This is a genomic window from Bacillus sp. FSL M7-0003 (assembly GCF_038628485.1).
GTDB classification, from domain to species: domain Bacteria; phylum Bacillota; class Bacilli; order Bacillales; family Bacillaceae; genus Bacillus; species Bacillus safensis.
In genome coordinates, this window is the sequence record NZ_CP152024.1 from 1,943,484 (window position 1) to 1,965,684 (window position 22,201).

19 protein-coding genes and 1 other RNA gene are annotated in these 22,201 nt (G+C 41.1%); 5 read left to right on the forward strand and 15 right to left on the reverse strand.

The window, feature by feature from the left end; genetic code table 11:
• Window positions 1–13 precede the first annotated feature (13 nt).
• Entirely contained in the window at window positions 14–553 is a 540-nt protein-coding gene (locus MHI23_RS09740; RefSeq protein WP_041109468.1) for a DUF420 domain-containing protein, read from the reverse strand.
• Window positions 554–751: 198 nt separating this feature from the next.
• Between MHI23_RS09740 and MHI23_RS09745 the strand changes: the two genes are divergently transcribed.
• Window positions 752–1,264 carry a GNAT family N-acetyltransferase gene (locus MHI23_RS09745; protein WP_029708157.1) on the forward strand — a complete coding sequence of 171 codons (513 nt, stop codon included), beginning with the start codon at window positions 752–754 and terminating at the stop codon, window positions 1,262–1,264.
• 153 nt (window positions 1,265–1,417) lie between these two features.
• Here MHI23_RS09745 and MHI23_RS09750 read toward each other — a convergent pair whose 3' ends face one another.
• From MHI23_RS09750 to MHI23_RS09785, 8 genes are all read right to left on the reverse strand, one after another.
• Entirely contained in the window at window positions 1,418–2,239 is an 822-nt protein-coding gene (locus MHI23_RS09750; RefSeq protein ID WP_024422678.1) for a 3D domain-containing protein, read from the reverse strand.
• A gap of 234 nt (window positions 2,240–2,473) precedes the next feature.
• Entirely contained in the window at window positions 2,474–4,276 is a 1,803-nt protein-coding gene (recQ, locus tag MHI23_RS09755; RefSeq protein ID WP_342491933.1) for a DNA helicase RecQ, read from the reverse strand.
• A 133-nt stretch (window positions 4,277–4,409) separates the two neighbouring features.
• Window positions 4,410–4,595, reverse strand: a non-coding RNA gene (gene ssrS, locus MHI23_RS09760) — 6S RNA.
• A 132-nt stretch (window positions 4,596–4,727) separates the two neighbouring features.
• Window positions 4,728–5,228 (reverse strand): TraR/DksA family transcriptional regulator, encoded by a 501-nt coding sequence (locus MHI23_RS09765; RefSeq protein ID WP_024422680.1) that lies wholly within the window; start codon window positions 5,226–5,228, stop codon window positions 4,728–4,730.
• Window positions 5,229–5,319: 91 nt separating this feature from the next.
• A complete protein-coding gene (locus tag MHI23_RS09770) occupies window positions 5,320–5,967 on the reverse strand; it encodes an SDR family oxidoreductase (RefSeq protein ID WP_041109476.1) in 648 nt (215 codons plus the stop codon).
• A gap of 175 nt (window positions 5,968–6,142) precedes the next feature.
• Window positions 6,143–6,481 carry a PH domain-containing protein gene (locus tag MHI23_RS09775; protein WP_024422682.1) on the reverse strand — a complete coding sequence of 113 codons (339 nt, stop codon included), beginning with the start codon at window positions 6,479–6,481 and terminating at the stop codon, window positions 6,143–6,145.
• Window positions 6,482–6,759: 278 nt separating this feature from the next.
• Window positions 6,760–6,897, reverse strand: coding sequence for a DUF4025 domain-containing protein (locus MHI23_RS09780; protein ID WP_075611524.1), 138 nt, complete (start codon window positions 6,895–6,897; stop codon window positions 6,760–6,762).
• Between the two features lie 49 nt (window positions 6,898–6,946).
• Complete coding sequence (locus tag MHI23_RS09785) at window positions 6,947–7,159, reverse strand: DUF6501 family protein (RefSeq protein ID WP_024428339.1); 213 nt, start codon at window positions 7,157–7,159, stop codon at window positions 6,947–6,949.
• A gap of 213 nt (window positions 7,160–7,372) precedes the next feature.
• Here MHI23_RS09785 and MHI23_RS09790 point away from each other — a divergent pair, with 213 nt between their 5' ends.
• From MHI23_RS09790 to MHI23_RS09805, 4 genes are all read left to right on the forward strand, one after another.
• Window positions 7,373–8,857, forward strand: coding sequence for an aldehyde dehydrogenase family protein (locus MHI23_RS09790; RefSeq protein ID WP_125587059.1), 1,485 nt, complete (start codon window positions 7,373–7,375; stop codon window positions 8,855–8,857).
• 300 nt (window positions 8,858–9,157) lie between these two features.
• Window positions 9,158–11,032, forward strand: coding sequence for a prenyltransferase/squalene oxidase repeat-containing protein (locus MHI23_RS09795; RefSeq protein WP_342491934.1), 1,875 nt, complete (start codon window positions 9,158–9,160; stop codon window positions 11,030–11,032).
• Window positions 11,025–11,846 carry a superoxide dismutase gene (locus tag MHI23_RS09800; protein WP_025093123.1) on the forward strand — a complete coding sequence of 274 codons (822 nt, stop codon included), beginning with the start codon at window positions 11,025–11,027 and terminating at the stop codon, window positions 11,844–11,846. The genes MHI23_RS09795 and MHI23_RS09800 overlap by 8 nt, the downstream gene beginning before the upstream one ends.
• Window positions 11,847–11,995: 149 nt before the next feature.
• Window positions 11,996–12,946: a bile acid:sodium symporter family protein gene (locus MHI23_RS09805; protein WP_280149501.1), complete on the forward strand. Its 951-nt coding sequence runs from the start codon at window positions 11,996–11,998 to the stop codon at window positions 12,944–12,946.
• 35 nt (window positions 12,947–12,981) lie between these two features.
• Here the strand turns inward: MHI23_RS09805 and odhB are convergent, their stop codons facing one another.
• The 6 genes from odhB to MHI23_RS09835 all read right to left on the reverse strand — a co-directional run bounded on the left by odhB (window position 12,982) and on the right by MHI23_RS09835 (window position 22,187).
• Window positions 12,982–14,238 carry a 2-oxoglutarate dehydrogenase complex dihydrolipoyllysine-residue succinyltransferase gene (odhB, locus tag MHI23_RS09810; protein ID WP_024422686.1) on the reverse strand — a complete coding sequence of 419 codons (1,257 nt, stop codon included), beginning with the start codon at window positions 14,236–14,238 and terminating at the stop codon, window positions 12,982–12,984.
• A gap of 14 nt (window positions 14,239–14,252) precedes the next feature.
• Entirely contained in the window at window positions 14,253–17,087 is a 2,835-nt protein-coding gene (gene sucA / locus MHI23_RS09815; protein ID WP_024428334.1) for a 2-oxoglutarate dehydrogenase E1 component, read from the reverse strand.
• Window positions 17,088–17,311: 224 nt separating this feature from the next.
• The gene (locus tag MHI23_RS09820) at window positions 17,312–19,228 is read right to left on the reverse strand and encodes a VWA domain-containing protein (protein ID WP_224426666.1); all 1,917 of its coding nucleotides are present in this window, start codon (window positions 19,226–19,228) and stop codon (window positions 17,312–17,314) included.
• Between the two features lie 11 nt (window positions 19,229–19,239).
• Window positions 19,240–20,118, reverse strand: a complete 879-nt coding sequence (locus tag MHI23_RS09825; RefSeq protein WP_024428332.1) for a MoxR family ATPase — start codon at window positions 20,116–20,118, stop codon at window positions 19,240–19,242.
• Window positions 20,119–20,207: 89 nt separating this feature from the next.
• Window positions 20,208–20,786, reverse strand: coding sequence for a superoxide dismutase family protein (locus tag MHI23_RS09830; protein ID WP_171464326.1), 579 nt, complete (start codon window positions 20,784–20,786; stop codon window positions 20,208–20,210).
• Window positions 20,787–20,864: 78 nt separating this feature from the next.
• Window positions 20,865–22,187 carry a peptidoglycan endopeptidase gene (locus MHI23_RS09835; protein ID WP_024428330.1) on the reverse strand — a complete coding sequence of 441 codons (1,323 nt, stop codon included), beginning with the start codon at window positions 22,185–22,187 and terminating at the stop codon, window positions 20,865–20,867.
• Between the last annotated feature and the right edge of the window lie 14 nt (window positions 22,188–22,201).

A 22,201-nucleotide genomic window follows, 5' to 3' on the forward strand; every position in this document is an offset into this window, starting at 1 on the left:
AGTTGGACATACGTTAGCTGTAATATGGAGAAATCATGATATAGACAATGACGCCAGTGAGACTAACATAGAGCCAAAGCGGCATCGTCCAGCGGGCAATTTTACGGTGGCGCTCGACCTGCATCTGTGCGCCTCTAAATAGTGTAATCAATGCAAGTGGTACAATAATTGCTGAAAGCACAATATGTGTAATCAAAATAAAGAAGTAAATTGGACGGATGATCCCTTCTCCGCCGAAGTGTGTATCAGCTGCCATTGAATGATATGTCACATAGGAAATTAAAAAGACAAGTGTTGTTGAAAATGCAGCAAAGATAAATCGTCTATGTGCTTTAATGTTCTTTTGTTTAATCATAATGAGTGCTGAAAGTAAGAAGATAAACGTAAAGCTGTTCATCACGGCATTCAGTAAAGGCAGAAATGTAATATCCAGATGACTAAATTTATCTGATTTTGGCATTAAAAATAATAAAGCGATTAATCCGTTTATGGCAATTGTTAAAATGACAACAATGCCGGTGAAATTTTTCGGTTTTTGATTCTGTTCGTTCATGTTTGAAAACCTCTCTTTATTAGTTCCGACTAAGAGTATGTTATTTAACTTTCTCTATAAAGTCAATGAATTCGCTGTCTTCGTCGAATTTTAGACAAACTTGCCGATAATCGGCATTCTAACGGCTTGAAAGATCCATCCACTTCCTTTAAAATTGGAATTTATGTGATTTTTATCATTTCTTATATGAAAGGAGTAATGGACTTGTCAATCTTACAGGAAACACCCAAAGATGTGAAGGCGTTAGAGCAAGAATTACAGCAATTGCAGTTCCAAATGTATCGAATGCAAGAAAACATGAAAGATATTTCGAAAAAGGCAAAGATCATTGGCATTGATCAGGCGAAAGAAGATGAATGGATGATTGTCTCTGCCATTGAAAATGCTGATACATGTAAAATCATGCTGACCGATTGTGAAAAAGCTTTTCGCGGACAATCTGATTTTTCCTTAATTGCTGAATATCCTGAAGAAGGAAAGATTCATATTGCTGATATAAAAGGCCCTCCCGATAATGGATACGGCTCAATCTGTATGAAGCATTTAAAAGAAATCGCAAGAGAGCAGAACATCCCAGTTATCACAGGTGACCTCGTCAAAAGAGATTGGAATCACGTAGACCGATTGATTCACTTTTATGAAAAGCACCAATTTGATGTCCAAATCAATTGGAAAGAACAAAGCGGAGAAATTTATTGGGTGGACAGCTAACGACAAAAAAACAGCGTGTATGATGGAATATACGCTGTTATTTGTCGAAAATGCAAATTTTTCTGAAAAATGTGTGTTTTTTTGACCAAAAAAAGGGTACAATAAAAGCATCAGGCCGCCACCTGATGCTTTCTTCCAAAAAACAATAAGTTACTAGTTAAGTACTTTCACTTTGACTGATTTTACGCCCCAATTTTTTGCTTGGGATTTGCTTGGTACATGAACATCAATTTTGTTACCTTTAATTGCGCCGCCAGTATCTGCTGCGATGGCTTCACCGTAGCCTTCAACATAAACCTTACTTCCTAATGGAATGACATTAGGATCTACTGCAATCACTTTCGCATTTGGGTTTTTGTTTAAGTTTACCCCTGTTGCAGTAATACCTGAGATGCCACCATCATTTGCTGTATAAGCCGTAGCCGTTACAGTCATTTCTTTTTGTACACTTTGACTAGCAGAAGATGATTCTGCTTTAGCTGTTTCCTGTTTAGGAGCAGCTTTTTTCGGTGCTTCCTGTTTAGGAGCAGCTTTTTGTGTTGTTTGCTCTTTTTGGACAGGCTCCTGTTTTTGTACAGGCTCTGAGCTTACCGGAGCTGAGCTTTGACCAGCAACACTTAGTGTTGAACCAATCATAATTATATCTGAGTTTAAGTTATTCCAAGACTTAATATCGCTAATTGACACATTGAATTTTTGAGCGATTTTCCAGAGGCTGTCCCCCTTCTGGACTTTATACTGCTCCTGAGTTTTCTCTTTTGAAGAGATTGTCAATTTATCACCTACATAAATCATGTCTGTAGATAAATTGTTCCAACCCTTTAGGTCCTTTAGAGACACATCATTTTTTTGAGAGATTCCCCAAAGTGTATCACCTTTCTTCACAGTGATTTCCTTTGCAGAAGCTTGCTGTGCTCCAAATGCTGTTGTAGAGATTGCTGCAACAGCAACCAAGGACATAATAGTCTTCTTCATAAAGTAAATCCTCCCTTGTTAGCTTTTTATGGCGGCTAACGAGTGCTATCGTAACATATGTAAATGTCAATTCAATAACAAAACGATATGTTTTAGATTACAGTTCCTTTACATGAAACATCTCTCTCCATTGGTAAATCAGACCACAAAACAGCTCGATTACCCGCCATATCAAGGTTTTGAAAGGATCAGAAACCTCCTGTTGAAAACGTGTCCAAACGCAGCGAAAAAAATTTATTTTTCTTCTTCAACCTTTTTATTTTTCTCTTTTTCTATAAATAAATGGATTTCTTCTAAAAAAACATCCCCGTATTTCTCTCTTTTTTGAGCGCCTATTCCCTTAATATGGAGAAGTTCTTCTTCTGTTTTAGGCTGAACGGCTGACATTTCCTTCAAGGTTTGATCAGAAAATACAACAAATGGCGGAACGCCCTGCTCTCTTGCCAGCTTCATTCTCACCGCTCTCAGCTGCTCAAATAATGCATCGTTTTCTTGAATCGCCTCTCTTTTAACTGCCTGCTTTTTATACACAGCCTCTTGCCCGACTAACACTTTCTTTCCTTTATGTGTCACTTTTAATGTTGGATAAGCTCCTTCAGACATGTGCAAATACTCTTCGGTAATTAAAAATTCGATGAAATCACTGATTTGCTGGGCGGATTGCTGCTTCATTAAAGCGTATGTAGGAAGACGGTCGAAACCGAGGTCAAGCACTTTTTTATTTTTAGAGCCTGCCAGTACTTGAGCAATCATCATTTTTCCAAAGCGCTCGTTCATTCTAACCGTACACGATAAAACCATTTGCGCTTCTCGAGTGACCTCTTCACGCTCTCTTTCATCAAGGCAATTACTGCATTTTTGGCAAGGGGCACTTGCTGATTGATCAAAGTAGTCCATCACAAATTGCTGCAGACATTGCTCAGTGTGACAGTAATCGACCATTTGTCTAAGTTTAAGCAGCTCATGCTGAAAGCGCACTTCATCTTCTGTTGACTGTTCAATGAGGAATCGCTGCATTCGTACGCCCTGCGGCGAAAACAGTAAAATGCATTCACTTTGGAGCCCGTCTCTGCCGGCGCGTCCAGCCTCTTGATAGTAGCTTTCAATATCCCTTGGAATTTGATGATGTATCACAAAACGGACATTTGACTTATTAATTCCCATGCCAAATGCAGATGTAGCCACCATAACCTGGATGTCATCATTTAAAAACAGGTTTTGCTGCTCTTCTCTCACATCATCATCTAACCCGCCATGATAAATGCCCGCTTTGATCTTTTGTTTCTTTAGCCGATTGTAAATATTTTCGGCTTCTTTTCTTGTAGCAGTATAGATAATGCCGGACTCAAGCTTATTTTTCTTCATATAATGTGTGATAAAGCGGTCACTATTTTCTCCTTTGACCACCTGAAAAGATAAATTTTCTCTAGCAAAACCAGTAAAAATGGTTTCTTCTTCGTTCATGCCAAGCTGTTCACATATATCTCGGTGAACCTTTTTCGTGGCTGTAGCCGTTAATGCGACAATCACTGGCCTTTTTGTCAGCCGATTTAAGCATTCTTGAATAAAGCGGTAGCTCGGCCTAAAATCATGCCCCCACTCAGATATACAGTGTGCTTCATCAATTGCAATTAAAGGGATCGTTAACCGATCAAGCAGCTGAAAAAAACGTTCATTTTGTAAACGTTCAGGTGTGATATAAAGCAGCTGATATTCCCCATCTTCACATTTTTTCAGCCTTTTATTCATTTCAGCTGCGGAAAGTGTGCTGTTTAAAAAGGACGATCGTATGCCCATCTCATTTAGTGCATCGACTTGATCTTTCATTAAAGAAATTAGCGGGGATACAACGATCGTTGTTCCTTCCATCATCAGGGCAGGAATCTGGTAGCAAACCGATTTCCCCCCGCCTGTCGGCATAATACAGACGGTATCCTTCTGTTTGTTTACAATCGATTCAATGGCTTGCTTCTGTCCCTGCCTAAAGGCGTCAAAGCCAAAGTATTGTTTCAGGAGTGCTTCTGCTTGTTCTAACATCCAATTCCCTCTCCGTCTTTTGTTTTGTCTATTTTAACATACATTCATGCCTCTTCCGGCTGACTGTGCAATTTCGTTTTTTCACAAAATAAAAAGCCATTTTCCAAAATGGAAAATGGCTTGAATCATCCTAGGAAAAGCTGCGGATGCCGTAATCTAAGTAAGAAAGTTTTAAACCACCACTCCTCAAAGTGGGTGTTTGCAGAAACGTTCCTGTCTTCCTCGCTAAGGAGGCATGACATTCCGGCTTCAATATAAAACTCCCTATTACAGCTTAAAGGTTAAAACTTAATTAACATTACGCGCATCGCAGCCTTTAAACTATATTACACGAAAGTTTATTAAATTTCAAGAGATCTTTTTTCTATGAAATACTCATGTATACAAGTTATTTGTTCATGTGTACATAAGAAAAAATTATTCTGAAAAAATTTAACCTTCGCTTATGATCCTATTTTTCCTCATCTACATCAGCATCTTGCTCTTCCTCTAATCTTTCATACGTATCTGAATGCATCTGATCCATTGTTTCTCTATTTGTTAAATCGCGCATTTGATCGGAGAATGAACGGTCAAATTCGTTTGGATCTTGAGTGGTTTCTTCATTTTTCTTTGCATCTATTGAATAACGTGTATATGGAACTGCTTTTAAACGCTCGTATGGAATCTCTTTTCCCGTTTTCTCACATATCCCATATGTTCCGTCTTCCATTCGTTTCAGTGCTGCATCGATTTCACCTTCAAGCTGATCATCGACCTGATCCAGCGTTTGTTCTGTCATACGGTCTAAATAGATGCTCCCATGATCAGCGATATGATTCCCAACACCATTTGAAATCTCACTCGATTCAACGAGCATCGATTCTTCTTTCTTTTTTGATCCCTTCACATCTTCTTTTAATTGAATCAACCTTTCGTATAAATCAGCTTGTTGTTCTTTCGTTAAGCCCACGGTCAATCACTCCTTTCTCATTACCTTCCCGCTGAAAGAGAAAAGAAAACATCAAAAAAGCCGCCGCCTCTTTGGCAGCAGCTTTCTTTTCTTACAGATGACGAAGTGCTTCTTCTACTGATTTTTCGCCTTTCATCAAGTCAAAGGACTTATTTTTCACATTGGATTCTGTTAAGCTCTCCACAAGAACAATGGCTACGTCCTCTCTTGAAATCTCGATGTTTTGATCATCTGGAATATGTTCGGCAGCTTCAATCTTTCCTGTCTTCTCCTCATGTAGCAGGGCACCTGGGCGGACAATCGTATAGGAAAGACCAGACTGTTTTAAGTGCTCATCAGCTTTTCTTTTTGCTTCATAATAAGTTTCCATACTTCCTTGCCCTTTTCCTTGATTCGGATCATCTGCATTATAGGCACTAAGCATAACAAAATGCTGTATGTTTTCTTTTTTCGCTGTATCAACGAGGCGTTTTGCCCCTTCTTGATCGACCGCAATGGTCTTATCTGCACCTGTTTTTGAGCCTGAACCAGCTGCAAAGATGACAGCGTCTGCTTGTTTCACAGCATCTGTCACATCTTTTTCAAGATCACCGATGACAGGTGCTGCACCAAGTTCTTTTAGTGCATCAGCTTGTTTTTCATCTCGAATGAGAGCAAGCGGCTCATGTCCTTTTTCTTTTAAATAACGAACGACAAGTCTGCCTGTATGTCCATTTGCTCCTGCAACTAATACTTTCATTGTTCATTCTCCTTTCTGTATCTGTTTCATCTTTATCCTTTTTTGCTATCATTCAAACACTTAAGCAGAAAAAAGCCCTTCTCATCAGATGGGAAGGACTTAGCAATGTGCGATCTATAAAAATAAGAACGAAGAATGAGAAAAGTGCATATGATCTATGTAATCGCAAGATTGATCAGCAAAGATGTTTTGTCAAAATGGCTTGCACATCACTCAAATCCGTCTCTTTGGAAAAGTCGAGTTCAAATACTTTTGAGCTTGTGACAAGCAGCATACCTGTGTCCTGATCAAACACGCCAGCTTCTTGTATGGCAAAACTTTCAATTGATCGATACGGCAAGGAGACCCTGACTTTCTTCTTAGAAAATACGCGGTTATCGCCAAAGATCAGTCGTTTATTGGTAAAGCAAATTTGGTCGTGACGCAGTCTGTAAACAGCCTCAATTCTTTCCCCTTCAATCAATAAGGATTCGAATTTCTTATCATTTTGTTTACTGACAGAAAAAATACCCACGTAAACCCCCTCTTCCTGCATCAAATTCCTTTATGACAAAACGGCCACACGGCTCTGTGGGTACGTTTTATTCTCACTTATAGAATACGCTATAAATGGTTGTTATTCCATTACGAATAGATTAAATTTCATTTAACTTTTTCTTTTTGATCCGATGCTCTTTCCTCTACTTATTTAGACAGTTAAACCAGGAAAAAAGTTTCAGTTCTTTTCGAGAAAAATGCTGAATCATTCCAATAAAAAAACAGTGATTATGCCAAATCACTGTTTTTAAATAACTATTCGTCTTTTGGTGTATCAATCGTTCCCTCGGCATACACATCGGAAATCTGTTCAAGCGTAATCGCCATATCAGCGTCCTCGTGTTCATGCCATGCATTTTGATTTTTCTGCTCGTCATTTTGCTGCTTTTTCATCATCATCACCCTTTACTGTTTTTCTTAGTATGAGTGATGACCCTCAAAATCATTCAGCTGAAATATCTTCGAAATACTCCTTGTAATACCCGCCTACTTTACCCGTATTGTCTACGACAAACAGGAATTCTTCTGTTTCATTTTTCACTTCATATGTTCTTCCAACCGTTAATGCCCGGTCGACCATATATTTTTTCGCATTTGTATGTACACATTTTACTTGTTTTAACGTTTGAGCCGTTTGCCAGTTTTGATGGATCATGATTTAAAAACTCCTTTTTTCATCTATACATTAATTGTAGCCAAATTTTCGCGAAATGCAATGAGTGTTATGGATTGCTTTCAAACAGGTCGTGTAATATGATAATTGTATACGTTTACATCTTTGTGCGTATACAATTTAAGTTGCATGTCCGCTTTTCCCACCTAGAACTCGCAGAAAACAATCCATATCTTTAAGGAGGTTTGTTTATTTATGAGCTCTACAACACTTCAAATTAGTTCAAAACTCGAATCTTTTCTCCAAGGGACGAAAAAACTCTACATTAATGGTCAGTTTGTCACAAGTCACGATAACAAAACCTTTGCTACTCCTAACCCAGCCACAGGCGAAACCCTTATTGATGTTTATGAAGCAGGTGCAAAAGATATTGATGAGGCCGTAAAAGCTGCAAAAAAAGCCTTTCATGGTCCTTGGCGCTCAATGTCTGCCGCTGAACGCGCCCGCCTCATGTTCAAGCTTGCTGATTTAATGGAAGAAAATCAGCAAGAGCTTGCCCAGCTAGAAACTTTAGATAACGGAAAACCAATTAATGAAACAACAAATGCAGATATCCCCCTCGCTATTGAGCACATGCGCTATTATGCGGGCTGGACGACAAAAATGAATGGACAAACCATTCCTGTCAGTCAAGGATATTTTAATTATACCCGCCATGAGCCGGTTGGGGTTGTAGGACAAATCATCCCATGGAACTTCCCGCTGCTCATGGCTATGTGGAAAATGGGCGCCGCACTTGCAACAGGGTGCACCATCGTTTTAAAGCCAGCCGAACAAACTCCACTCTCTGCTCTTTACTTAGCAGAATTAGTGGACAAAGCCGGCTTCCCAGAAGGCGTGATTAACATCGTTCCTGGATTTGGCGAAACAGCCGGAGAAGCCTTAACTGATCATCCTGACGTGAACAAGCTGGCCTTCACAGGGTCAACAAGTGTTGGGAAATTAATTATGGAGAAAGCGGCTAAAACCATTAAGAGGGTCACATTAGAGCTTGGCGGAAAATCACCGAATATTATTTTACCTGATGCCGATTTAAAGAAAGCCATTCCAGGTGCTTTAAATGGCGTCATGTTTAACCAAGGTCAAGTATGCTGCGCAGGGTCCAGAGTCTTTGTTCACCGGAGCCAATATGATGAAGTAGTCGATCAAATGGCCAAATATGCAGGATCCCTCAAACAAGGCGCTGGCCTTCATCAAGATACGCAAATTGGACCTCTTGTAAGTAAAGAACAGCACGAACGCGTGTTAGGCTATATTGAAAAAGGTAAATCCGAAGGGGCAACAGCCGTTGTCGGGGGCGATTGCCCTTATGAGGCTGGCTATTTCGTCTCCCCTACTATTTTTAAAGATGTAGAAGATGAAATGACCATTGCCAAAGAAGAAATCTTTGGACCTGTCTTATCTGCCATTCCTTACGATTCCATTGATGAAGTGGTCGAACGAGCCAACCAGTCTGAATATGGATTAGCAGCAGGACTTTGGACAGAAAACTTAAAGCATGCCCATGATATCGCTGCACGTCTTGAAGCAGGAACAATTTGGGTCAACTGCTATAATGTCTTTGATGCCGCCTCCCCGTTTGGAGGATATAAGCAATCAGGTCTTGGCAGAGAAATGGGATCATATGCCCTTAACAACTATACAGAAGTCAAAAGTGTATGGATTAATCTCCAAGACTAATGACGTCAAGAAAGCCGGTGACCCTGTCATCGGCTCAGATCGTTGACAAAGTGCTAAAATGATTTTTATTTTAGCACTTTGTCTTCTTTTCAGCGTGATAGAAAACCTTTGCAGTCTAGGAAGGACGAGCACTGGCGCGGAGCGAATTGACATTCGTGAGCACCAGCGCGCAGACCTGACACCGAATGCGAGGGTTTGTCTACACGCTGAGCCGGTGACCCTGTCATCGGCTTTTTTTGTGTTTGCATGTGACAGGCCGGCTCCTGAATATAGTATGAAAGGAAAGGAGCATGGCCGCATATGCAAGATTTTAAATTGAAAGTAAACGAATTTATTGAAGAATTGCACATAGAAATGCAGCGAAGACAACGAGAAGATGGTGCCTTTGTTTTCTGCTTTGAAGGTCCTATGATGACAAATGCTTTTTTGATTATGCTGTTAAAGGCTGTCGGCGATTCGGATCAGGCTTTGGTTCATCAATTAGCAGAAGCGATACGTGAAAAACAAAATGAGGATGGGTCTTTTTCTTTGTATCATGATCAAACGGGACATGTAACAGCTACTGTGCAGGGCTATTGCGGAATGCTCGTTTCAGGCAGGTTTCAACAAGATGAGCCTCATATGGAAAAAGCAGCGCAATATATTCGATCAAAAGGCGGATTAAAGAACGTTCACTTTATGACAAAGTGGATGCTCGCCGTCAACGGCATGCACCCTTGGCCGTACTTCTATGCACCACTTTCCTTTTTACTCATCCCTACATACTTTCCGCTGCACTTCTATCATCTTAGTGCATATGCAAGAATTCACTTTGTGCCAATGATGATTGCACTCAACAAACGATATACCTCTCATGAGAAATTCCCAAGCCTAGCACACCTTGATGCAAACATGACTAAAAATCCATTTGACTGGTTTATGGCAAGAGAAGAACGTTCCACTCATCACTTTCTGACTTACATGCGATCGTATACAGCACTTGACAGCCGGCTGGACTTTTTCGGATATGAAGCAGCAAAGCGATATATGTTTGACCGCCTCGAAAAAGATGGCACACTATACAGCTATTTAAGTGCAAGTATTTTTATGGTCTATGCACTTATGAGTCTTGGGTACTCGCCGGGACATCATCTCATATTAAAAGCAGTCAAAGGCATGAAAAAGCTAGTCACTGCCTGTCAGGGCAGAATGTATGCAGAAAATTCCACATCCACAGTTTGGGATACAGCGCTTGTCAGTTATGCTTCTCAAAAAGCTGGCAAAAAACAAGAAGACCCAATCATCACAAAGTCTTTCTCATACTTATTGAACCGGCAGCAAATGAAGAAAGCAGATTGGGCGATTCATAACCGGCATGCTGCTCCGGGAGGCTTTGGTTTTTCAGATATCAATACGAATAACCCTGATTGTGATGATACGCAAATTGTATTAAAAGCCATTCCGAAAATATACGCACCAGTTCAGTGGAAGCGAGGGTTTCATTGGCTTCTTTCCATGCAAAACCGTGACGGCGGATTCTCTGCCTTTGAAAAAAATCAAGATCACTTCCTGCTTCGACATCTGCCGCTTGAATCTGCGGAGGATGCAGCAATTGATCCATCGACTCCCGATATTACAGGCCGCGTGCTTCATCTCATTGGTCTTGAAGAGAAAAACATGTCACCGCCTATTCAGAGGCAAAAAGATCAATGTGTCAAATGGCTCCTAAATCATCAAGAGAAAAATGGATCATGGTTTGGCAGATGGGGGGTTTGCTATATTTATGGAACGTGGGCAGCATTAACAGGTCTAAAAGCTGCCGGCATCCCCTCCACCCATCCTGCTGTTCAAAAAGCATGCCGATTTTTAAAGCAGATTCAACGAGAAGATGGCAGCTTCGGAGAATCATGTAAAAGTGCAGAGGTAAAAACGTATGTCCCCCTTCCGTTTGGCACAGTGGTTCAGACGGCTTGGGCAGTAGAGGCACTTTTACAATATGAGAAGCCAGAAGACAAGACGATTTTAAAAGCCATCTCATTTTTGATCCATCATCAGCACACGAATGAAGCCTTGCACTATCCAGTGGGCATTGGCCTGCCAAAGCAATTTTACATCACTTATCATAGCTACCCATTTGTCTTTCCGATGATGGCTTGTTCCACATTTTTAGAAGAAATGAGGCGTAAGAATGAATAAGGAAGAGTACCGTTTGCAGCTCAAAGAGTGGCTTAGCTCCATTCAACCCGCGATTCAAGATGACAACATCCGTCAGAAAGTAGACCATTTATGGTTCTCAATGGATGATGAACATTCCAGTGAACAAGAGTGGTACGAACTGGCAGAACGTATTGCTGAGGACATGAACCCACAAGAAGACATGCGAGAGGTAGCAGCTGGAAGTCACAAGTTACCTCCTCTCCCTTACCGGTATGATGCACTAGAACCGTTTATTTCAAAAGAAATTATGTATTTGCATCACCAGAAGCATCATCAATCATATGTTGATGGTTTGAACCAAGCTGAGCTTGCATTAAAAAATGCAAGAAGAACCAATGATTTTAAAATGATCAAGCATTGGGAACGGGAGCTTGCCTTCAATGGTGCGGGGCACTATTTACATTGTATTTTTTGGTTTTCCATGAGTCCTTCAGGAAAACGAAAGCCCACTGGACAAATGCTTCGTCTCATTGAACAATCGTTTGACAGCTATGATGCATTTAAATCTCAATTTTCAGCAGCGGCCAAACAAGTAGAAGGTGTTGGCTGGGCTATTCTCGTATGGGCGCCCAGATCTCAGCGATTAGAGATTTTACAAGCAGAACGCCATCAATTTTTGTCACAATGGGACGTGATCCCCCTTCTAGCCCTTGATGTATGGGAGCACGCCTACTACCTTCAATATCTGAATGAAAAAGCGAAATACGTAGATCGTTGGTGGAATGTAGTCGACTGGCGTGAGCCAGAAGCTAGGCTTAAGCAAGCACAGCAAGTGAGATGGACCCCTTTTTAAGACGATGCTCCATATAGGCTAATGCTTATATGGGGTATTTTTAGTTTACATAATTTTATTATTAACACCTTTATAAAGAATGGGTTGTTTTTTCAGAAAATTCGTTTAAAATAGGAAAGATATGTGAGGAAAGTGAGATGAAGCAATGAATGAACATTCTTTTAACCATTAGTCAATTTGCAGGAAGAACCTTTGCAATCTGGGTCATTATCTTTGCATGTCTTGGATTTGCTTTTCCTGACGTATTTTCTCAGATTGGACCGTGTATCCCTTTTTTACTAGGTGTCATTATGTTTGGGATGGGGCTTACGTTATCTGGTGAAGATTTTAAGGAGCTTTTTCGTAAACCTCTCTATGTGTTAATTGGGGTTTTGGCGCAGTACACACTCATGCCGCTGATCGCCTTTCTATTAGCTTACGGATTACGGCTGCCGTCTGAAATTGCAGTAGGCGTTATTCTTGTGGGCTGCTGCCCAGGCGGTACAGCATCCAATGTCATGACCTTCTTGGCAAAAGGCAATATGGCATTATCCGTAGCAGTCACAACTATATCAACCCTTCTTGCTCCCTTTTTAACGCCTCTCTTTATCTATATTTTTGCAAGATCATGGTTACCTGTATCACCGGAGGCATTATTTTTGTCGATTGTCCAAGTTGTGCTAATTCCTATTATCTTAGGGGTTATCGTTAAGGTATTTTTCAAAAAACAAGTAAACTATGCAGTTCAAGCATTGCCGCTTGTATCTGTTGCTGGAATTGTGTTGATCATTGCAGCAGTTGTCAGTGCAAATAAAGAGCAGATTCTTCAATCTGGATTGCTGATATTTGCCGTTGTTATATTACATAATGGACTTGGTCTCTTATTTGGTTACCTGATCGCAAAGTGGTGCAGAATGGATATCCCTTCTCGTAGAGCGATCTCGATCGAAGTAGGCATGCAAAACTCCGGGCTCGGTGCAGCGCTAGCAACAGCACACTTCTCACCGCTCGCAGCCGTACCAAGTGCGATTTTTAGTGTGTGGCATAATTTATCTGGTTCCTGGCTTGCGACGTATTGGTCAAAACGAGGACAACATGACAGTGAAAAGAAAAAAAGCTAGCCCCTGTTAGGGTGCTAGCTTTTTATAATTGAAGATTATCCTTCAAGTAATAGCTGCTCAGGATCTTCAAGCAGATTTTTAATCGTAACGAGGAATCCAACTGCTTCTTTACCATCGACAATGCGGTGGTCGTAAGAAAGAGCTAAATACATCATCGGACGGTTTTCAAAACGTTCTTCATCAATCGCTACCGGACGAAGCTGAATTTTATGCATCCCTAAAATTCCAACTTGCGGGCTGTTTAAAATCGGAGTTGAAAGCAGAGAACCAAATGTTCCGCCGTTTGTGATCGTGAATGATCCACCTTGTAACTCATTAAGAGACAATTTGTTATCTCTTGCTTTTTTCGCAAGATGACCAATTTCTTTTTCAATCCCCGCAAATGACAATCTGTCTGCATCACGGACAACCGGTACGACAAGTCCTTCGTTTGCAGCAACAGCGATGCCGATGTCATAGAATTTCTTCAAGACAAGCTCATCACCTTGAATTTCTGCGTTAAGCAGCGGATATTTCTTCAGTGCTGCTACAACTGCTTTTGTAAAGAAGGACATGAAGCCAAGCTTGACATCATTTTGTTCTAGGAAGGCATCTTTACGACGCTTTCTTAAATCCATTACTGCTGTCATATCGACTTCATTAAATGTCGTCAGCATCGCAGCCGTTTGTTGAACTTCAACTAAACGTTTTGCAATTGTTTGTCTGCGGCGTGACATTCTTTCACGTTCAATAGGCTTTCCTGGTTGTTCAGTTTGCACCGCAGCATTTGCTTTTGGCGCGGCTTTCGGTGCACTTGCAGGTGCTTCATTCTTTTGATAAGAAGCGACATCCTGCTTTCGTACCCTGCCCAGCGGATCTACGGTTGGAATCTCAGATAAGTCTAACCCCTTCTCTCTCGCTAATTTTCTAGCTGCAGGAGAAGCGATGGTTCTGCCATTACCAGCTTTCGGCTCTTCTTTCACTGCTTCTTCTTTTTGAGCAGCTGCCGGTTCTTCTTTCGAAGCTGGTGCAGAAGCTTGCTCAGGTGCTGGAGCTGCGGACTCGCTTCCGCCAGCTTCACCTGCTGCAATCGTTCCGATGACCTCTCCAACTTGTACAGTGTCACCAGAATCTTTCAGCACTTCTTTTAATACACCAGATTCTTCAGCAGTCAGTTCGACATTGACTTTATCTGTTTCAAGTTCTAGCAGGTACTCCCCCTGCTCCACATAATCGCCCGGCTGCTTTAGCCATTGAGCAATCGTTCCTTCCGAGATTGATTCCGCTAATTCAGGTACTTTAATTTCCGCCATTTTTCATTTCCCCCTTAGTTTTTGCGAGTCAAGCTATCAGATACAATTCGTTCTTGTTCTTTTTTATGCACAGTTGGATCACCCTCAGCCGTACTTGAACGTCTTCTTCGGCCGATGTAACGTACTTTTACTTTTTCAGGCGCAATTTCACGTAAATATGGCTCAATGTATCCCCAAGCTCCCATATTTTGCGGTTCTTCTTGCACCCATACGATTTCTTCTAAGTTTGTCAGCTTTGTTAAAATTCCTTTAATATCTTTGGCTGGGAACGGATATAGCTGTTCCACTCTTGCAACGTGAAGCCAATCCTTCGGCTCTTCCATTTGAGTAAAACGATCACTAATATCAATGGATACCTTCCCGCTAGATAGCACGAGACGCGATACTTTTTCGTGATCATGTACAAGACCTGGCTGTTCAAGAACTGGACGGAACTGTCCATCTGTTAATTCCTGGACTTCAGACAATGTGTTCGGGTTACGAAGCAGACTCTTCGGTGTCATAATGACAAGCGGACGAATCTCTTCACGAAGCAGCATTTTCGCCTGTCTTCTAAGAATATGGAAATATTGCGCTGCACTTGTCAGGTTCGCAACTGTCCAGTTATTCTCAGCAGCTGATTGCAGGAAACGCTCTGTTCTTCCACTTGAATGCTCAGGACCTTGTCCTTCATATCCATGCGGCAGCAGCATGACTAAACCTGATTTTTGTCCCCATTTTGCACGGCCAGCTGAGATAAATTGATCGAAATACACTTGAGCCGCATTTGCGAAGTCTCCGAATTGAGCTTCCCAAATCACTAACGTTTCAGGAGAATAGACATTATAACCATATTCAAACCCGATGACTGAGCCTTCTGACAGTGGACTGTTATGAACTGTAAACGAAGCATTCGCATCACTTAGTTCATGAAGAGCAATAAATTCATCTCCCGTTTGACTGTCGTGAAGAACAAGGTTTCTTTGAGCAAAAGTACCACGCTCTGAATCCTGTCCGGTCATTCGAATTGGCGTACCGTCTTTTAATATAGATGCAAATGCGAGTGCTTCCCCAAGTGACCATTCTACTTTACGGTCATCTGTAAACACTTTTGCACGTTTTTCAAGGATCCGCTTCAGCTTACCAAATACTTGGAAATCATTCGGCCAGCTGATCAATTCTTCATTCAGCTTTCGCAATACATCAAATTCTACTGATGTATCCACTGCTGGGAAGCCGTTTGATACAGGCTCTGGCAGTTCGATTTCTTGAATCGTATGCTCTTTCTTTGAAGGCACCTTTTTATAAGCTTCTTCTATTTTTGCCGTCACAGCCTGCTCGATTTCTTCACGCTGCTCTTTTGTCAAAAGACCTTCTGAGACAAGTTTATCTGCAAAGATATTCTTGACCGTTTTGTGCTTTCTGACCGCATCGTACAGCATTGGCTGAGTTGTAGAAGGCTCATCCATTTCGTTATGACCGTATCTGCGGTAACCGATCAAGTCAATCAGGAAATCCTTCTTGAAGCGTTTGCGGTATTCTACTGCTAGCTGAACAGCCGCTAAACACGCTTCTGGATCATCTGCATTGACGTGAACAATAGGGATCTCAAATCCTTTTGCAAGGTCACTCGCATATTTCGTCGAGCGGGATTCATTGCTTTCTGTTGTAAACCCGATCATATTATTGGCAATAATATGGATGGTTCCGCCCACTTGATAGCCTACAAGTTGGCTTAAATTTAATGTTTCTGCCACAATTCCTTCTCCAGGGAATGCTGCATCCCCATGAATTAAGATGGCTAACGCTTTTTCAACGTCTTGAACTGGGTAGCCTTTTTGAGTACGTGATTCCTGAGCGGCACGCGTGCTTCCTTCAATGATTGGATCAATGAACTCCAAGTGACTTGGGTTATTAGCAAGCGTGACTCTCGCACTCTTTGTATCTTCGTCTTTAATTTGACGGTCAGCTCCAAGATGGTACTTAACATCCCCTGTCCATCCGTAGCTGATGCCAATAGAGCCTTCTGATGGAACGAGCTCTTTATTTGGCGCATGCTGGAATTCTGAGAAAATGATCTCATATGGCTTTCCTAACACATGTGCTAATACATTTAAACGGCCTCTGTGTGCCATTCCAATGTTAATATTTGAAGTCCCTTGTGTAACAGACTCTGAAATAATTTCATCAAGTACTGGGACAAGTGCGTCTAAACCTTCTATAGAGAAGCGCTTTTGCCCAACAAATGTTTTATGAAGAAACTGCTCGAACTGCTCAACTTCTGTTAATCTCTTGAATACAGAAACTAGTTTATCTGCTGGTTTTTTCTTAAATAGTTCACCAGATTCGATTGATTTTGAGAGCCAGTTTCGCTCTTCGAAGTCATGCACGTGATCAAACTCAAATGAAATGGTACGTTTATACGTATTTCTCAAATGGTTAATGGCTTCTATGCCGTTTGAAATGTGTTTTGGTGCATCCGGACTAATAATAGATATCGGAATATTCTTGACATCTTCTTCTGTTAAACCGTACTCCTTTAAAGGAAACAGCTCTTGTAATTCCTTTTCTTTGCGAAGAGGATTGACGGAAGCATTTAAATGGCCATACGTTCTGATGTCTTCTGCCAGTTTAACGACTGATGCTATCTTTTGGATTTGTTCAGAAGTAACTATGCTATTTTCTTTTTTCCCAATTTCCTCCTTCATTTCACTCGGTGGTGCACCAAGTTCATCAAATATGCCTCTTAGATCTTCATCAACACTAGTAGGATCCTGGACATACTGATCGTAGAGCTCGAGCACATAGCCGAGGTTCGGACCATGAAATTCTTCCCAACTCAACGGTTGTTTCACATCATTTTGAAACATTTTGAACACTACCCCCAACTTTGATCATCAAGTGATTGAACACTATCTCGATATAACTTCCAGAACACAATGACCAAATTTATGTAATAAAACGCTTCCAATAATATTCTACCACTGTTTTGGATTACTTTCTACATTCTTTGTTCAATTAAAGATAAAAAATTCACAGAAAAACAAAAAATTTAAATCATTCCGAAAAATAATTTGAAGAAAGGGGCAAAAGCTTATGCCCCAATGCTTTTATGCAGCAGTTTCTTCAGTAATGGATATAAAACATCTGGCAATGTATCGACATCTGGTACAAAAATGCTGAACTTGCCGTACATATCTTGAATGGTTTTCATCTGCGCTTCTTCTATCGGCGAATTGGATAAAAACACATTGATCACCTCAATGCCCTTTTTCCTCGCTTCAAGAACTGCTTCATGCGTATCGACAATCCCATTTTGTTCGTAGCTGAACGCAGCTGGCTCTCCGTCTGAAAAGACAATCAGAAACTTTTGTTCTTCTCTTCTCTTTAAAATCATCTTTGTCATTTGGCGAATCGCATAGCCATCCCGGTTATCCTCTTCTGGCTCAAGAGACATAATAGAAGGCCCTGCGTCAAATAGAGAATCTTTAAACGACACAACTGTGTTGAAGTAGTTTGGCTGGCTTGTTTCTGTTGCGTCGTTTGTATCTTCCCAAAACCCAACAATTTGATGTGGGACTTGCACGGATTTTAACGCTTCATGAAAGAGAACAATGCCTTTTTTCGTCTCATCCATCTTGTCAAACATGCTCGCTGAACAGTCTACTAATAAGGTGAAAACAGCATCAATCTGAGAAGACGGTGCCTGTTTTTTATAGAAAAGACGCGGGTTAGACTCTGTAAAGTAGCGAATCAGCTTTTTACTGAGACGTCCTGCATGAAGGTCTGTTTTAGGCCATGATTTTTTATGTTCAAGTGTTTTTTGGATCATTTGTTTTAAGCGTTTCTGATAAGGCTCAATTTCCTTCGCATGCTGCTTGTATACATCGATTTGTTCTGGCTTAGGAGGATCTGGTGAAATCATGACTGGAAAAGCATATTTGTTTTCTTTTCCATTCTCATAACCATCTGCTCCGCTTTCTTCACCTTCAGCCTCTTCCAGCGCTTCAAGCTTTGAATAATCTTTTCGGTGTGTTTGCTTTGCAGAGCCTTGGACAGTTCCAAGTGCCTGATCTCCGTCATCACCTTCTCTTGCCGCATCCTTACCAAGATCACTTTTTCCGCCGTGCTCTAAATCAAATTGAAGGAAGCTTTTGGATGGCGCTTCGGTTTCTCGATGCCACACTTCCATATACTCTTGGTGAATGTCTTCATCGCCTTCTTTTTCTCGGTCGACTTTAATGTCCTCACTTAATGTAGGTTTTCTTTTTAAGTCATGGAACAGCGGTTCTTTTGCCGCTTGTTCATAGTCCAATTCAGGGAAGAAAAAGTACGTATTCAGCATATCCTTTTCAAGGAGTTCATCGAAGCCTTCCATCAATTCTTTGACAATAGCTGCGATGTCTGCTGTTGAACCCGCATCATACACACGTTCAAGACTTGACTCAATAAACGGAATCATCGGGTTGATCTGCTCGTGAAGAAGCGGAATCTCTTCGAGCGGAGAATCAGCAGTCAGCTTCACATAAATCGCACAAAAGAGTGCATCTGTTAAAATACTTCGTTCTTGGTTAATCGTTAATTGTGTCTTAAAGTGACGCCGGTATAGCTCTCTTCTTCGTTTAAATACCTTTTTTGTTCCTGGGCGGTCATGTTTAATCCGCTCTTCAATCCGGATATCTTCAAACAGCATAAACAATTGTTTACATACATCAGGAATGGATAATGTATGAGCAAAGCGAATGATCTCCTGAAATACCGTAAGATCACTATAAACCGTGCCTACTGCACGAAGGAACACATCACTTTTCAGCCCTGCTAGCATATCTTCTTGTTTACGATCATCCCAAAAATGACTGATGAAAATTTTCTTTTCAAACGGTTCATAGTAGGACTGTACACCGTATTCAAGCTCGACATCATCACTTTTTGCTAACGTTTTGGCTAAATCCGTTAATTCCATAAATAAAAATGAATCGATTCTGCTGTCATTAAATTTGATGAATTTCAAAAGTCAGAACCTCACTCGAATAATGTTTGAGCGATATTTCTTACCGCTGCTTTTTCCCGGTCATCTTCCAGCTTTTCAACAATGCCTCGTTCAACGGCACGAAGCGGCGGGATGTACTGCGCAAGATCACAAGTATCCAGGAGTGCGCGGATGGATGCTGCTTCTTCACTCACCTGTCCGTTATGAGCTTGTGTAATGAGGTCTGATGAGAGCTGAACGAATTGATCAATTAACCGCTCATCCTTTAAAACAGATTGAGATTGCAGTACATCTTTCAGGATACCGCCGCCGATATATGGAACGTCAATGACAACAAAACGGTTTTTTAACGCTTCATTTAGAGGTACTGTGCCGACATATCCTTCATTGATTGCCGCAATGACGCCAAAGCCTTCTTCTGCTCGAACAACCTCACCTGTAAATGGGTTTGTCATCATTTTTCTGTAGTCGAGTACACCATTTAAAATAGGAAGTGTTTCTGGCTTCGCCATGTTGATTTCATCAATATATAAAAGATGGCCTTTTTTCATTGCTTTTGTCACAGGCCCTTCAATGAATTCAATCGAAGCCACCTGACCATCATTGTGAATGGTTTTATAGCCAATCAAGCTTTCAGCATCAAGATCAACCGAGCAGTTCACACTGTGCATCGGCTGCTGAAAAAAAGCGGATAATGTTTCTGCTAGTTTTGTTTTACCTGAGCCGGTCGGCCCCTTTAAAAGAACGTTTTTTCCTAGTGCTAATGCAATCATGGCATCTTGAATAATAGAAGTATCCTGTGATTCATAGCCGCCTGTTCCAATAAGTGGACGAAATTCTTCTTCCAGCACTTTTGCTTTTGCTTCAATCATTGCTTGAATTTCTTCTGGGAGTGATTGTTCGTTAAACATGTATGATTAATTCCTCTCTTCGATCATTTTCCTCACCAAGTATACTAAAAAAACCTTTATGCACTCAATACATAAAGGTTAGACTTCTGTTATTTTACCATTTCTTTTGTGATCGATCCGCAAGCGATGCGTTTCCCTGAGTTTCCAGAAGGATTACTTAAATAATCATCTGCTTCTGCATGAATGATAAAGCTTCGCCCATTTTGATCGATTAATTGATTCTGGCCTCCCTTTAACGTCACATCTGGTACGTTCACAACCACATCAATTTGTCCATCTGCCCCTACCTCTAAATTAGGCATATCTCCAGCATGGTGCCCCTTTGGATTGTCAAAACCATGCTCTCTATGGGTTGGATTAAAGTGAGCTCCTGCCGTTTCAAAATCTGGCGTTTCACATATTCCTGTTTCATGAATATGAAAACCGTGGGGACCTGGCGGCAGCCCTTTCGCTTTCACATGCAGATCCAGCCCATTTTCTGAGGACTCTCTTATTTCAATGCTTCCTATTTTTTGCCCGCTTTCGTTTATGAGTGACGTCGTGACTGGTGATTGTTTAGGTGCTGAAACTTCGCTTGTTTCTTCTGTCGTTTCTTTTTTCGGCGGTGCATGACATGCTGACGCAGCAAAGACCAAACATATCATGATCATCCACACTGACTTTTTCATTTATGACTGCCCCCTTTTGTTATCAGTATGGACAATCACAGCAGCGGGCAAACAAAAAAAGCCGAAAATCGGCTTTTTTTAGAAGAAACGTTTTGCACCTAAGTAGGCTTTTTTCCAATATGGGTTGCTTAAGTTCGAGATCCCTACTCCATTGTCACTTGCATGAAGGAAATCTCCTCCGCCAAGGTATAGTCCCATATGAGAAGGGCCTGCTTTGTACGTTGTAAAATAAACAAAATCTCCAACTTGTGGTGTGCTTACAGGAGTCATCATATTCCAGTAGCCAGCTGTGCTTAATCTGGATACAGATGAAACTTTGTTAATAAGATAGTAAACAAAGCCGCTGCAGTCAAATCCTGCTGGTGTATTACCGCCCCATCTGTAAGGAACGCCTGTCAGCTTTTTCCCCTCTTGAATCATTGTCGTGATCTTTGCATTCATTGGTACATCATTTTTGTTATTGTCGACTGGCTTTGTTGAACCGTTAGACGTAGAGCCATTCGATCCAGTTGAGCCGGAAGCTGCACCATTAATTTTTAATACTTGTCCAATTCTAAGCACATCACTTTTTAAGTTGTTGGCTGTGCGGATTGATTGAACCTGTACTTTGAATTGATTCGCAATTTTCCATAACGAATCGCCTGATTTTACAGTATAAGAGGTTGTTTTCCCGCTAGAAGACTGGTTACTGTTTGAATTGCTTGGTGTAGTAGGTTTTGACTGACTTGGTTTTGATGCAGCCGTTCCTTTTACTTTCAATACTTGATTCGGATAAATCATATCAGATTTTAGTCCGTTCAATGTTTTGATTTCACCAATCGACATATTTAGCGAATTCGCAATTTTCCAAAGTGAATCCCCTAATTTAACCTTGTATGTACTTGAAGATGATGAACTATTTGAGTTCGTTGTCTTGTTGCTTGAGCTGGAATTTGAAGATGAGTTTGAATTTGATGACTGGCTTCCGCTCGTCTTCGTGCTGCCAGATACCTTTAGCTTTTGACCAGGACGAATCAAGTCGCTGTTTAAGCTGTTTAGGCTCTTTAAGCTTGCAACTGACATTTTATGATTTTTTGCAATCAGCCATAAAGAATCGCCAAGCTTTACAGTATAGCTGGAAGTCGTTGAAGCACTTGATTTCTTTGCTTTTGACCCTGTTGATGAACTGGATTTCTTGCTTTTTTCACCAGGAATTTTTAAGCTTTGCCCTGCAAAAATCATTGTCGTTTTTAATTGATTAAGAGATTGAAGCTCCGAAATAGTTGTATTGTACTGTTCGGCAATCTTCCAAAGTGAGTCACCGCTTTTCACCTTGATCGTCTGTGCTTCTGCCGGTGCAGCAAACACAGCTGAGCCAGCGATCGCTGAAACTGTGAGGCCGGTTACTACTTTTTTCTTCATAGAGGAATCTCCGC